Origin of the sequence: Tenacibaculum retecalamus (genome assembly GCF_027941755.1) — a bacterium.
Lineage (GTDB): Bacteria > Bacteroidota > Bacteroidia > Flavobacteriales > Flavobacteriaceae > Polaribacter > Polaribacter haliotis_B.
Window position 1 is genome coordinate 917,930 of sequence record NZ_CP115916.1, and the last position, 12,309, is coordinate 930,238.

13 protein-coding genes are annotated in these 12,309 nt (G+C 31.3%); 4 read left to right on the forward strand and 9 right to left on the reverse strand.

Translation table 11 applies throughout. The features are described 5' to 3' along the window. Positions 1-28: 28 nt before the first annotated feature. From PG912_RS04595 to PG912_RS04630, 8 genes are all read right to left on the reverse strand, one after another. Complete coding sequence (locus tag PG912_RS04595; protein WP_275688650.1) at positions 29-640, reverse strand: WbqC family protein; 612 nt, start codon at positions 638-640, stop codon at positions 29-31. Next, a complete protein-coding gene (gene lepB / locus PG912_RS04600; RefSeq protein WP_275688651.1) occupies positions 640-2,220 on the reverse strand; it encodes a signal peptidase I in 1,581 nt (526 codons plus the stop codon). The genes PG912_RS04595 and lepB overlap by 1 nt, the downstream gene beginning before the upstream one ends. A gap of 80 nt (positions 2,221-2,300) precedes the next feature. Beyond that, positions 2,301-3,002 carry a 4-hydroxy-tetrahydrodipicolinate reductase gene (gene dapB / locus PG912_RS04605; RefSeq protein ID WP_275688652.1) on the reverse strand — a complete coding sequence of 234 codons (702 nt, stop codon included), beginning with the start codon at positions 3,000-3,002 and terminating at the stop codon, positions 2,301-2,303. Between the two features lies 1 nt (position 3,003). Continuing rightward, positions 3,004-3,540, reverse strand: coding sequence for a DUF5683 domain-containing protein (locus PG912_RS04610; RefSeq protein ID WP_275688653.1), 537 nt, complete (start codon positions 3,538-3,540; stop codon positions 3,004-3,006). A gap of 42 nt (positions 3,541-3,582) precedes the next feature. Next, positions 3,583-4,470: a ParB/RepB/Spo0J family partition protein gene (locus PG912_RS04615; RefSeq protein ID WP_275688654.1), complete on the reverse strand. Its 888-nt coding sequence runs from the start codon at positions 4,468-4,470 to the stop codon at positions 3,583-3,585. Positions 4,471-4,480: 10 nt separating this feature from the next. After that, positions 4,481-5,245 carry a ParA family protein gene (locus tag PG912_RS04620; protein WP_275688655.1) on the reverse strand — a complete coding sequence of 255 codons (765 nt, stop codon included), beginning with the start codon at positions 5,243-5,245 and terminating at the stop codon, positions 4,481-4,483. Between the two features lie 152 nt (positions 5,246-5,397). Beyond that, positions 5,398-6,516, reverse strand: coding sequence for a DNA polymerase III subunit beta (gene dnaN, locus PG912_RS04625; RefSeq protein WP_275688656.1), 1,119 nt, complete (start codon positions 6,514-6,516; stop codon positions 5,398-5,400). Between the two features lie 83 nt (positions 6,517-6,599). After that, entirely contained in the window at positions 6,600-7,544 is a 945-nt protein-coding gene (locus PG912_RS04630; RefSeq protein ID WP_275688657.1) for a lipid A deacylase LpxR family protein, read from the reverse strand. Between the two features lie 69 nt (positions 7,545-7,613). Between PG912_RS04630 and ppk2 (PG912_RS04635) the strand changes: the two genes are divergently transcribed. Both ppk2 (PG912_RS04635) and ppk2 (PG912_RS04640) read left to right on the forward strand, forming a co-directional pair. After that, complete coding sequence (gene ppk2 / locus PG912_RS04635) at positions 7,614-8,471, forward strand: polyphosphate kinase 2 (RefSeq protein WP_275688658.1); 858 nt, start codon at positions 7,614-7,616, stop codon at positions 8,469-8,471. Position 8,472: 1 nt separating this feature from the next. Beyond that, positions 8,473-9,252, forward strand: a complete 780-nt coding sequence (gene ppk2 / locus PG912_RS04640) for a polyphosphate kinase 2 (protein ID WP_260585340.1) — start codon at positions 8,473-8,475, stop codon at positions 9,250-9,252. 133 nt (positions 9,253-9,385) lie between these two features. On the opposite strand, the gene PG912_RS04645 is transcribed toward ppk2 (PG912_RS04640), so the two are convergent. Beyond that, complete coding sequence (locus PG912_RS04645; RefSeq protein ID WP_275688659.1) at positions 9,386-10,018, reverse strand: low molecular weight phosphatase family protein; 633 nt, start codon at positions 10,016-10,018, stop codon at positions 9,386-9,388. A gap of 82 nt (positions 10,019-10,100) precedes the next feature. Here PG912_RS04645 and PG912_RS04650 point away from each other — a divergent pair, with 82 nt between their 5' ends. Beyond that, on the forward strand, positions 10,101-10,649 hold the full coding sequence (locus tag PG912_RS04650) for a Smr/MutS family protein (protein WP_275688660.1): 549 nt from the start codon (positions 10,101-10,103) through the stop codon (positions 10,647-10,649). Positions 10,650-10,664: 15 nt separating this feature from the next. After that, on the forward strand, positions 10,665-11,801 hold the full coding sequence (locus PG912_RS04655) for a cysteine desulfurase family protein (protein WP_275688661.1): 1,137 nt from the start codon (positions 10,665-10,667) through the stop codon (positions 11,799-11,801). The last annotated feature ends 508 nt before the right edge of the window (positions 11,802-12,309 follow it).

Genomic DNA, 12,309 nt, shown 5'->3' on the forward strand with positions numbered 1-12,309 from the left:
TTTGAAGAGAAAAGTGGGTGGTAGTTCGTTATATTTTTATTTTTTCTAAAAAGCTAATTGCATTAGTGCCTTCCATAAAAAGTAAATCTAAAATAGATAAATTAGGGATAAAACCATGCTTGTCATCAAACATTTGAATGTAGGTTTCAATTTCAATAGTAACGCCTTTTTTAGCGATCGCTAGGTTTCTAAAATCAAGATTATTCGCAGTTACCTCGTAGTTTTCTGTTTTAGAAAAAGAAGTATCTATTTGTAAAGCATCTGTAATAAATAAATGTGTATCAATATTTACATCTTGTAAATAGGTGTATTTTTTATTAAATATTTTAGCAATATCATCTTCAAAAAATTCGAAAAAAGGAGAAGATCGGTAGGCAGACTGTAATGATTTAAAATGTTGCTGTTGCCATTGAGAATCATTATCAACTAATGTATCTTTTGTTTTTTTTCTATTCTCTTTAAGTAAATGTTTTACAGGAATATTTAAAGTTAGTTTTCCATTAGCGCCATAAATATAACACCTGTTTCGGTAGGTTTGTTTTTGATAATTATCTTCAAATTCAAAAACTACCGAGTCAGATTTATAAACTGCTGCATACTGTGAAATAGGCGCGAAATATGTTGGAATAAAAAGTGACATTAAGCGTTCTTTTTACCTTTTTTAAAACTATAAACAATGTAACCAGCAATTAAAATCAGCACCAGCCATAGGTATGAGGTTGGTTTTCCGCTACCACCAACAGTTGTAAACATTCTGTCCCAACGAATAGATTGTATTTTAGCCATAAAGCTAGGTGAATTAGGATCCCAGCTTAACCAAATCATTACAGGTTTACCAACTACGTGGTCAAAAGGGACATAACCCCAATTTCTAGCATCTAAGGAGCGCTGACGGTTATCACCCATCATCCAATAATAATCTTGCTTAAAAGTGTATTTTTTTGCTTTTTTACCATTGATAAAAATATCGTTTCCAAAAATTGTTAAATCATTGTTTTCATACCTTCGGATGATTTGCTCGTAAAACGGAATGGTATTTTCGTTTAAAGCAACTGTAGTTCCTTTTTTCGGAATATAAATTGGTCCAAAATTATCTGAAGACCATGCGTATTTTGGGTTGTGAGGAAAAACAGTAGCATCATAAGTTCCTTTGGGGCTTAAATGTTTTTCGATGCTTTTTACAATAGGATTTTTAGCTATTAAAGCAGCTTCATCATCTGTAAGATTTAAATAATATCTACCATCATTTAATAGCTTTCCTTCACGAATATTGTACCTGTTTATTGCACCTTGAGAAAATTTTTGATTGTCAGTATCTACAATATGCATCCATTGTGGTTTGGCTCTGTCTGGTAATACCGTTTTTTTTCCGTTTATAAACACATATCCATCACGAACCTCTAAAGTATCCCCAGCAATACCTGTAGCTCTTTTTACATAATTGGTTCTTTTATCAATAGGCTTATAAGTTGCTTTTCCTGATGTATCTCCCCACATTAAGGCTAATGTATCTGCTGGCCAGCTAAAAACAACAATATCATTACGTTTAATGTTTTGAAAACCTGGTAAGCGCATATATGGTAAAGACAATTTGTTTAAAATTCCGTCTTTGTTTTTGTCATCAGAAATAAAAGATTTTGTTCCTAAAACAGGAATTGTATCATGAGCCATTGGTGTTGCTACCACTGTATTAGGCACACGTGCACCGTAATGAAACTTGCTTACAAATAAATAATCTCCTACTAATAATGTTTTTTCTAAAGAAGAGGTAGGAATTGTATAGGGCTGCATAAAGTAGGTGTGCACCAAGGTTGCAGCAATAATTGCAAAAGCAATTGAACTTATCCATTCTCCTAAAGCAGAGCGAGGTTGTAAGCTTCTGTTTTCTATATAAGGTGTGTTGGTAGCATAGTTTATATAAAAAATATAAAATCCTAAAGTAAAAACGGCTAATAGCGTATCTTTTCTTTCGTTGAAACCAAAACTTCTACAGGTTTCTATCCAAAGAATAGGAAACATTAGTAAGTTTACTATTGGTATAAATAATAAAATAACCCACCATTTTGGGCGGTTAATAATTTGCATTAAAACAATTGCATTGTAAACAGGTATTGCTGCTTCCCATGCTTTTTTACCAGCTTTAACGTATAATTTCCAAGTCCCTAAAAAATGGATAACTTGAATTATTAAAAAGCATAAAAACCATTCAGTAAATGTCATAATGTATTTATTTTGTTTTTCTGTAACCAGAAATATATTTCAATATTATTTGTGTACTTTTTTATATAAAAGTTACGTAATTAACCTAAGTTTAACACATCTCTCATGGTGTAAACACCAGTTTTATTAACCAGCCATTCGGCCGCTACAACAGCACCTAAAGCAAAACCATGCCTATTATGAGCGGTGTGCTTAATGTTAATTGTATCTACTGCTGATTGATAAGTTACCGTATGAGTTCCTGGTACATCAGGAGTTCTAATAGCTGTGATAGGGATATTATTGTCTGATGTGGTTTTGTCTAATTCCCATTCGTTTTTTGTTGAATGATCAATGATTCCTTCAGCTAAAGTAATGGCTGTTCCGCTTGGAGCATCTAGTTTTTTAGTGTGATGAATTTCTTCAATAGCAATATCGTATTCGCTTAAAGCATTCATCATTTTTGCAAGTTGCTTGTTTAGTTCAAAGAAAACATTTACTCCTAAACTAAAGTTTGATGCATAAATAAATGTGCCTTTTTTATCATTACATAATTCAGTAATTGCATCGTATTTGTCTAACCAGCCTGTGGTTCCTGAAATAACAGGAATTTGATTATTTATGCAATTACTAATATTATTAAAGGCAGATGTTGGGATGCTAAAATCAATAGCAATATCAGCTTTTGTAATATCGTATACTTCCTTTCCTGAGGTTTTTATGATTATTTCATGACCTCTTTGTAAAGCAATTTTTTCAATTTCTTTACCCATTCTTCCATAACCTAGTAAGGCAATTTTCATCTTAAAAAGAGTATTTTAAATTTATCCCAACTTTTGGTGTTTCAATAAATAAAGGGTCGGGTGTTATTATTGGGTTTATAGAAAGGCTATCATCGGTATCAAATTGTAATAAATGTGCATTCACACTGGCTTCAACAATTTGTAAGACATAAATTAGTATACCTGTTAAAAGAGATAGATCTCTGTTCTTTCTAAGTACTTTTTGTGCATTTTCAAGCCCGCTAGTAGAGATTAATTGACTTCCGTTTATGTCAGTAAATTCATCTTTTAAGCCTTGTTTTCTAAGTTTAAAAGCGGTTCTGTAGCGATCGTATTCATTACTGTTATCAAAATAAAAATAAGCACTAGTACCTATGGCTGCCCAAACAATTGGTGCTTTCCAATATTTTTTATTGTAAAGTTGTCCTCCTCCAGGAAAAATAGCAGAATAAAAAGCTGCTTTTGATGGAGATAACGGATTGTACTTATGGCTCCCAAATTTTAATTGTTTAGTACTTACAACTGTTGTGTCTTTTTGAGCAAAAGATGTTAAACTCAAAAAAAAACTCAAAAAAACGAATATGAAAGTACGAATATTCAATTATTTTAATAGTTTTTTAATGCGATTAAAATCTTCTTCAGAAGTAAAAGGAATCGAAATTTTTCCTTTTCCCTTGTTGTTTACACTAACATCTATTTTATGACCAAAATAGTCACTCATATCTTTTACGCTATCAGTAATAAAACTTGGTACAGTTTTCTTTTTAGCTATTTTAGCTACAATACCTGATTTTAGACTTTTAACTAATTCTTCGGTTTGACGAACAGAAAGTTTGTCTCTAACTATCTTTTCGTAAACTGTTAATTGATTTTCGGTATTAAAAATACTGATTAATGCACGGCCGTGTCCCATAGAAATAAAACCATCTCGCATGCCTGTTTGAATAATAGGATCTAGCTTTAATAAACGTAAGTAATTGGTAACGGTAGATCTTTTTTTACCTACACGAACACTTAATTCTTCTTGTGTTAACTGAATTTCATCAATTAAACGCTGGTAAGAAAGTGCTACTTCAATAGGATCAAGGTTTTTACGCTGAATATTTTCAACCAATGCCATTTCTAACATTTCTTGATCGTTGGCTAAACGAATATAGGCGGGTACTTTTTTATTACCTATTAATTTAGATGCTCTAAAACGACGTTCACCTGAAACTAATTGAAATTTATTACTTGCTAATTTTCGTACTGTAATGGGTTGTATAACGCCTAATTGTTCGATAGAGTTAGCTAATTCGCGAAGTGCTTCTTCATCAAAGTAAGTTCTAGGCTGAAACGGATTCATTTCTATTGAATCTAATTCTATTTCAATAATATTTCCTACTAATTTATCAGCGTTTTTATCTCCAGCAGAATTTACTTCAGCAGTTTCAGTTAATAAAGCTGATAAACCTCTCCCTAAAGCTCTTTTTTTAGTTGCTTTTGCCATCCTACAGTACTTATGCGTTTTTAGTTAAAATTTCGTTCGCCAAATTTAAGTAATTTACGGCTCCTTTACTGGTTGCATCGTATGAAATTATACTCTCACCGTAACTAGGTGCTTCACTTAAACGGATGTTTCTATGAACAATTGTGTCAAATACCATTGAGCTAAAGTGCTTTTTAACTTCTTCAACAACTTGGTTAGAAAGGCGTAAACGAGAATCAAACATCGTTAATAATAATCCTTCGATATCTAAGTCTGGATTGTGAATTTTTTGAACACTTTTAATCGTGTTTAATAATTTTCCTAAACCTTCTAATGCAAAATATTCACATTGAATAGGGATAATTACTGAATCTGCAGCAACTAAAGAGTTTAATGTTATTAAACCTAAAGAAGGTGCGCAATCAATTAAAATATAATCGTAATCGTCTTTTATATCTACCAATGCTTTTTTAAGCATGTATTCTCTTTCTTGTTTGTCTACTAATTCTATTTCAATAGCTACAAGATCAATATGTGCGGGAATTAAATCAACATTTGGAGAACTTGTTTTTAAGATCGTTTCTTTAGCTGATATTGTATGTTCTAGAACTTGGTAGGTTCCAAACTCAATATTATCAACATCTAAACCTAAACCAGAAGTTGCGTTTGCTTGCGGATCGGCATCAATTAATAATACCTTCTTCTCTAAAACACCTAATGATGAGGCTAAATTTATAGAACTTGTAGTTTTACCTACGCCACCTTTTTGATTTGCAATTGCGATTATTTTACCCATTGTGATTTATAAAAAGTTTGAAAGAGGTAAATTTACAATTATTTATTATTTTTTTAAGCGAAAGATGTTAACAAAAACAAATATCAAACTTATGTAATATTAAAAAGCCACATATTTGACTATGTGGCTTTTATGATTTTATTTTAAGTGTTTTATGCGTTTAACATCACAGGCATTACCAACATGGTAACTTGTTCACCCTCGTCAGTTCCGTCAATTGGCGTTAAAATTCCAGCACGATTTGGTAAAGACATTTCTATTAATACATCGTTCGCATTTAAGTTATTTAACATTTCACTTAAAAAGCGTGAATTAAAACCTATCTGCATGTCATCACCTTGGTAATCACAGTGTAAACGTTCATCTGCTTTATTAGAGTAATCTAAATCTTCAGCAGAAATATTTAATTCTGTTCCTGCCATTTTTAAACGAATCTGGTGTGTTGTTTTGCTAGAAAAAATAGAAACACGACGTACAGAGTTTAAAAAAGAAGCTCTATCTACTGTTAATTTATTCGGATTCTCTTTAGGTATTACAGCTTCGTAGTTTGGATATTTTCCATCAATTAAACGACAAACTAAAACAACGTTGTCAAACGTAAATTTAGCGTTTGTATCATTGTATTCGATTGTAACGTTATTTTCTGATCCGCTTAAAATTCCTTTTAATAAGTTTAAAGGTTTTTTAGGCATTATAAACTCTGCTGATTTATCGGCAGTAACATCAGTACGTGTATATTTTACTAATTTATGAGCGTCTGTAGCAACAAAAGTTAGTTCTTTTGAGTTGAACTGAAAAAACACCCCACTCATTACGGGTCTTAAATCATCGTTTCCAGCAGCAAATATTGTTTTTGAAATTGCTGTAGCTAAAATATGCGACGGAATTTCAGTACTGCTTGGTGAAGGTAATTCAACAGCTTTCGGAAATTCTTCACCGCTAAAATAAGCCATGTCGTATTTACCTTGCTCAGAAATAATTTCGATAGTACTACCACTTTCTGCTTTAAAAGTAAGTGGTTGTTCAGGAAATGTTTTTAAAGTGTCTAATAATAAACGAGCGTTTATTGCAATAGATCCCGTATCGGTACTTTCTACTTCAATAACAGAAGTCATCGTAGTCTCAAGATCTGATGAAGATATTTGAAGTTCATTGTTAGCTAGTTCGAACAAGAAATTGTCTAAAATAGGTAATGTGTTATTGCTGTTTATAACCCCTCCTAAAACTTGTAATTGTTTTAATAACTGAGAGCTAGATACGATAAATTTCATTTAGTATAGTTTCTGTATATTAGATTTACAAATATATCTTAATTTGATGGTTTTAAAAATTATTTTTTCAATCATCAAAAAAATTAATTAAATTGATAGTTTAACTGTATGGTTCCGTAAAAATTTCCTTTTGGAACACGTATGCTTTTTAGCTTTTTTGTATGATAATTTACAGCATAGCCGAAATTAAAACGATTGGTTGTAAAACGAATTCCTATTTCAGTTGTAAATTTAAAAGGCTCAATATCGAAAGTAATAGGACTATTCTTGTTTAAGAAACTTCCTTCAATAGTAGCATCGTAAGCAATATAACTAAACATTGGTTTTATATAAATAAAGGATTCAATTTCATTATTGAAGTTAGTATTTTTAGTATTTAAATTAGCATTAAAAGCAATGGAATTTATAATTTTTTGAAGTGGTTTTAAGCCGATTCGTCCGTAAAATCCTGTTGATATATCGGTGTAAATAGTTCCGATTTTAGCGTTGTTTAACCAGTTAATATCAAGAAATTCATTGTTAGCGATGTTTTTAATGTAATCAGCATTTAGGTTTATGGCAAAAGCATTTGCAATTTGATATTTCCATCCAATAGCTTTCTTGTAACCATAAATAGTATGAATAAAATCTTGTAATTCTTTGCTCATTGCAGAAGTTCCCAAGGTTCCTATTTGTATAGTTGTTTTTAATATGGTTTGGTTTTTATAAAATCGATTGATACCAAAACTACCAAATAAATAACCTGCAAACGGGCGATCGTGACCCATATGTTGATTAACTGTTGCTTTAAAAGGCGTATACATATGATGACCCAGTTGTACTTCGAATATTTTTTTTTCAATATTCTTAGGAGTGTTATTACTTAAATATCGATAGGTTAAAAACATACCGTTCGTATAATAGCGATCTTGACTAGGAGAAATGTATAAATCATTGTCGTTTAAAAAACTAAATTCATTCGCATATTTTCGTTGGGAGAAAAGTGTTACAGAACATAGTATTAATAAAAAAAAGACTTTTTGTTTCATGGCAGCTAATATCGTCTTATTTTAGCAATGTTAGGCTGAAATAAGTAGTAATTCAACGTGTTATTTTAAATGGGAAAGAAAGCAAAACTTACAATTAACGATTTTGAAAGTGTCTCTACAAATGAAGAGTTATTAAATTTAGTAGCGAAAAAAGGCATGTCGATAGATAAAGTTAAGGAAAAAATAACTTACGAAGAAGAACTTAAGAAACTTCAGGTAGAATTAGTGAAGCTTCAGCAATGGGTAGCAAAAAACAACAAACGAGTAGCTGTTATTTTTGAAGGAAGAGATGCTGCCGGAAAAGGAGGTAATATCCGTAGATTTATGGAGCATCTTAATCCGCGTTCTATGCGTTTGGTAGCGTTAAATAAGCCTACTGTTATCGAAAAAGGACAATGGTATTTTCAGCGTTATATAAAAGAGTTGCCAAACCCTGGTGAGATTGTTTTTTTTGACCGCAGCTGGTATAATAGAGCGGTGGTGGAGCCAGTAATGGATTTCTGTACAAAAGAGGAATATAAAAAGTTTTTAGTGCAGGTGCCAGAGTTTGAGCACATGCTATATGAAGATGGGGTAACGATTATTAAGTTTTGGTTGTCTATTTCTAAAGATGAACAATTACGTAGATTCGATGCACGAAACGATGATCCTTTAAAACGGTGGAAATTTAGTCCTGTTGATAAAAAAGGACAAGAATTATGGGACAGGTATACCTTTTATAAAGACGAAATGTTTAGTAAAACACATACTACCTATAGCCCATGGATAGTTGTAAAAACAAATGAGAAAAAGAAAGCTAGGATAGAGTGTATTCGTCATGTATTATCTCAGTTTGATTACCAGACAGAAGAAGAATTGAAAACAATGACAAATCCTGATCCTAATATCGTAATGCGTTATTATCGATCAGTAAATCATTTAGATTAATATGGAAAAGTTAACACAAAAAGATGTAAATAAATTGAATTCTACCAAAGGGTTAAAAGCGCTTTTGTCTAAGCCTTTTAATCTGGAGAGAGCAGTTAGGTATGTAGATTATGAGCGTAAGCTTAAGAAATTACAAGTCGAGTTAATTCGATTACAAACCTGGGCTATAAATAATGAGGAGCGAATTATTATTATTTTTGAAGGAAGAGATGCTGCAGGAAAGGGAGGAGCTATCCGAAGAATTACAGAAAGAATTAATCCGCGGCATATGCGAATTATAGCATTGCCAAAGCCTAATGAAGATGAAAAAACACAGTGGTATTTTCAGCGATATGTAGAGCAGTTTCCTAAGGCAGGAGAAATTGTTTTTTTTGATCGTAGTTGGTATAATAGGGCAGTAGTTGAACCTGTAAACGGATTTTGTACGCAAGAGCAATATCAAATATTTATGAATCAAGTGAATGATTTTGAAAGAATGATTTTAGAATCGGGTATTCGTCTGGTGAAAATATATATGTCGATAAATAAAAAGGAGCAAGCAAAGCGTTTTAACGATATAAAAAACAACCCGTTGAAGCAGTGGAAAATGACTGAGGTTGATAAAAAAGCACAAGGATTGTGGGATGATTATACAGGATACAAGCGCGCCATGTTTTCTAAAACAAATACTAAAACATCACCATGGAAAGTTATACGAGCGAATAGAAAAACAATCGCACGTATAAATGTAATAAATCACGTTTTAGAAAGTATTCCGTACGATAAGAATACGATTGTGTAAAAATTAATAACTCATTTTTATTGTATATCTACTTTTATAATAAAATAACAACGTCACCCTGAATTTATTTCAGGGTTTTATTTGTAATGATGTGTGATTCTGAAACAAGTTAAGAATAACGCTATTTATAAGTTTACAACTCGTTTTTTATAATTTCAAAAATAAAAAATACTTCACCAGCAATTTGTTTGTTAGTGTTTAAGTAGCTTTCACTACTAAAATCGGTGTTATCCGCACTTTTCGGATCTGTATATGGTACGTGAAATCTTGCGATAGCATCCGGAATAACAGAACAATTTTCGTCAGCATTGTCACAAGTGGTAATTGCAATATAAGGATAGCTGTTATTGGTGTGGTCGTAGGTTTTGGAAAAACCTAAAATCGATTTTTTTGTACCTTCGAAAGTAATTAGGTAGCGTGGGTTTTGATGCGAAAAATCTAAGATATTAAAATTAAATCCAGTTTTTTGTAGGCTTTTTACCGTATTTCTGTTAAAAGCAGTTACTTCAGTTCCGCCAGAATAGGTAAAAATATTTTTCAGGTTAAAATATTCAACAGCAAAAAAACTCCAAACTTGAGCAAACTGACTTCTTCTTGAATTGTGGGTGCAAATAAAATTTAAATTTATCTTTTCTCTATCTTTATATTCACTAATAATTAGTTGCGCAATTTTAGTAAGTAGTTGTTTGCGTTCGTTACTAATGGTAATTTCTTTTCTTGCTTCTTCAAAGAATATTTTTGTGCTGATATTTTTAGTGTTTATCATTTTTTTACAGTTCTTTTGTACTATGTAATTATGGCAAAAATACGCTATAAAACTCTTTTAATGAATTAAGTAAAGGTTAAGGATGTGTTTAGAAATAGGTAGTAAAGTGGCGGTTTTAGATGCTGATATTAGAGGGTTCATAACAAAAAAGGAAAATAATATGTTTTTTGTTAAAGATACAGACGGAATGGAGTATTCTTTTTTAGCTCACGAATTGGTTAAAATTAATGTAGAACAGCAGGAGTTAAGTAAGCGAACTCGAGTTAGTAATTCGTTATTGAGAGCAAAGATTGAAGACACGCAAAAAAAGAAAAAATCAATATTTGTAAAAGATAAAAATGAAGTAGTAATGGAGGTAGATTTACATGCTAGTAAATTAGTAAAATCTACGCACGGAATGGATAATTACGATATTTTATCGTTGCAATTACAAACCGCCAAACATAAGGTAGAGTATTGCATGTCTAAAAGTATTGCAAAATTGGTATTAATTCATGGTGTTGGAGAAGGAGTTTTAAAAACGGAATTGTATTATTTGTTAAATAATTATCCGGTAAAATATTACGATGCTTCTTATCAAAAATATGGGGCAGGAGCTACCGAAGTGTATATTTTTCAGAATGCAAATTAATTATAAGTAAAAATTATGAAAGCTATTTATTTAGATAATGCAGCAACTACACCAATGTTACCAGAGGTTATTGAGGTAATGCATACGTCAATGCAAAATAATTTTGGAAATCCATCTTCTATCCATCAATTTGGTAGAAAAGCAAAAGCAGCCGTAGAAACTGCTAGAAAAAATATAGCAAAACATTTTAATGTATCTGCGCGCGAAATTATTTTTACAGCAGGTGGTACCGAGGCAGATAATTTAATATTATACAATGCTGTGTTAAATTTAGGTGTAACAAGAATTGTAACTTCTAAAATAGAGCACCATGCTGTTTTGCGTACTGTACAGTATTTACAAAAACAATACAATATAAAGGTAGATTTTGTTGATATTGATGAAAACGGAGCTGTTTCGTTAGGTAGTTTAGAAAATGTTTTAAAAGAAACTAGCGAGAAAATGTTGGTTAGTTTAATGTATATAAATAATGAAATTGGTAACTTATTGCCAATTCATAAAGTTGCTTTATTGTGTAAAACATATAACGCTTATTTTCATTCGGATACGGTACAGGCAATTGGGCATTATCAAATAGATTTAAAAGAAATACCTTTAGATTTTATTGTGGCAAGTGCACATAAATTTCACTACCTAAAAGGAGTCGGCTTTGCATTTGTTAGAGCAGGAATCGCCTTGCAACCTATGTTATATGGAGGTGAACAAGAAAAAGGGGTGCGTTCTGGTACCGAAAATGTACACGCCATTTTAGGTATGGAAAAAGCGTTAGCTATAGCTGTTAAAAATATTGATAACGATACAACGTATATTAAATTTATTAAAGCCGAATTAATAAACGGATTAAGTAAAATATTTTATGATATTAAATTCAATGGACTTTCTGGTGATTCAGAAAAAAGTAGTTATACGATATTAAATATAAGGTTTCCGTTTACAGATAAAATGATGCTTTTTAATTTAGACTTACAAGCTATTGCTGTTTCCGGGGGAAGTGCTTGTCAAAGTGGAAGTGTTAAAGGTTCGCATGTGTTAGAGGTATTTTTAAATGAAAAGGAAGTGGAGAAAACTTCCATTCGTTTTTCGTTTAGTAAGTTTACTACTGTAGAGGAGGTTGAAATGGTTGTAGATATCTTTAGAAAATATAAAAATTGATTTTAAGTGCTTTTTAATGGGTTTTATTATTTTTTTATTGTGATTGTATATGTGATTATTTTATCCGTCTAAAACAAGGTGTATCGCACTCGTTTAAATAGTTTTTTTTTATTGATTTGCAACTGTTGATTCTTTTTGCTTATGAGGTGTGCGGTTTTAAAAAAAATGTTTTTCTTTAAAGTAAATGTGACTAAAGTAAAAAAAGAGTGTCTTAAATGTAGAGTGTAAAAAAAAACAATTACATTTGCGTCGTTATATTAGAAATGTCCCCCCAAGAAACGATTAATCTGTCGCTAAAGCGATTAGGTGTTTTTTTGGGGGGATTTTCACGTTAAATTATAGTTGCAAAAAAATAAAACAATAACTAAACTTTATTTAGTTTGTTAGTACATAATAATATGGGGAAAAATTACAATTCATTTAGGTTGAGAGACTTTTTTTCAGGGTTAACGGTAAAAAAAGCAAGTCCTTTGTCATCTATTTTAAAATTTAGAGGTACATTTAATCT